The organism is Streptomyces sp. FH025, from assembly GCF_017427025.1.
Lineage (GTDB): Bacteria > Actinomycetota > Actinomycetes > Streptomycetales > Streptomycetaceae > Kitasatospora.
In genome coordinates this window covers 1-1069 of sequence record NZ_JAFLNG010001224.1, presented here as the reverse complement: position 1 = coordinate 1069, position 1069 = coordinate 1, and the positions used below count along the sequence as shown (strand labels likewise).

The following is a 1069-nucleotide window of genomic DNA, read 5'->3' as shown; positions in this document are numbered from 1 at the left end:
CGGGCGCATGGCATCCACTCCGCACGGCGACGCTGAGCGGCGGCGGCCGTACGGGCATGACGATGCGTCAGGCGGCTTGCGTCGAGGCATGGTTGAGCGCAGGACGAAGCGCCGGGTGAACGCGCAGGGAAGGTTGTTACCGCGTGCCGGAGGTGTTCGAGAGCATGCGGGGGTAGGGGCAACTGTGGCCCGGACTACTGCAGTCCATGTTTCTCGCCTCCTCCCGGCCGGGGGCGCACCGTCTGTGCGCCGCATCACGACACGGCAAGGAGCACACCGCCCCACGGGGTCGGCACACCCCAACTCGTCAGAGCTTTGGCACTCCACGGCGTGTCCAACCCCCGTGGGCCGGAAGCCACTTCGGATCAACCCTTAAGTCGGGAGGATCTGTCCTAACCCTGGGCGTCTCTCGACGTCGTCGGATCAGTGGCCTGTGTCCGTGAAGACGCCTCACCGAACGAGGTGCCTTTTCAAACCTCAAAAAGCATAGACCCGCCACGGCCGGGCGGAGTCACCTTTTCGGCCCATCTTCGACAGCTTTGTAGAAGCTTGACCAAACCCGGACCGCCTTGTGCGCTCCCGTGCGGCATATATAGTTCACCGACATATGCAGCTGAACAGCTCACGAGGGGGAAGTGTGTTCCACACCGATCCGCGCCGGACCGCAGCGGTCCTGCAGTTGACCAAGGTCTCCCGGGTGCACGGCCGCGGCGCCGCCGAAGTGCACGCCTTGCGCGGGATCGACCTGGCCGTCCACCCGGGCGAGTTCGTCGCCGTGATGGGGCCCTCCGGCTCCGGGAAGTCCACCCTGCTGACCCTGGCGGGCGGGCTGGACCTGCCCAGCGAGGGCGAGGTGCTGGTCGAGGGCGTCGCGCTCGGCGGCCTCAGCCGCGGCCGGCTCGCCGACCTGCGGCGGCGCTCCGTCGGCTACGTCTTCCAGGACTACAACCTGATCCCGGCGCTCACCGCCGCCGAGAACATCGCCCTGCCGCGCGAACTCGACGGCGTCCCGGGCCGGACCGCCCGCCGGGAGGCCCTGGCCGCGCTGGAGGAGCTCGGCATCGGGGAG

At 68.7% G+C, this 1069-nt stretch carries 1 protein-coding gene and 1 riboswitch; the gene reads left to right on the top strand.

Annotated elements, in window-relative coordinates:
* Positions 1 to 291 precede the first annotated feature (291 nt).
* A riboswitch (M-box (ykoK) riboswitch) is annotated at positions 292 to 469 on the bottom strand.
* A 168-nt stretch (positions 470 to 637) separates the two neighbouring features.
* Positions 638 to 1069, top strand: a 432-nt coding sequence (locus J0670_RS38560) for an ATP-binding cassette domain-containing protein (protein WP_307806881.1), incomplete at its 3' end; no start/stop codon positions are given.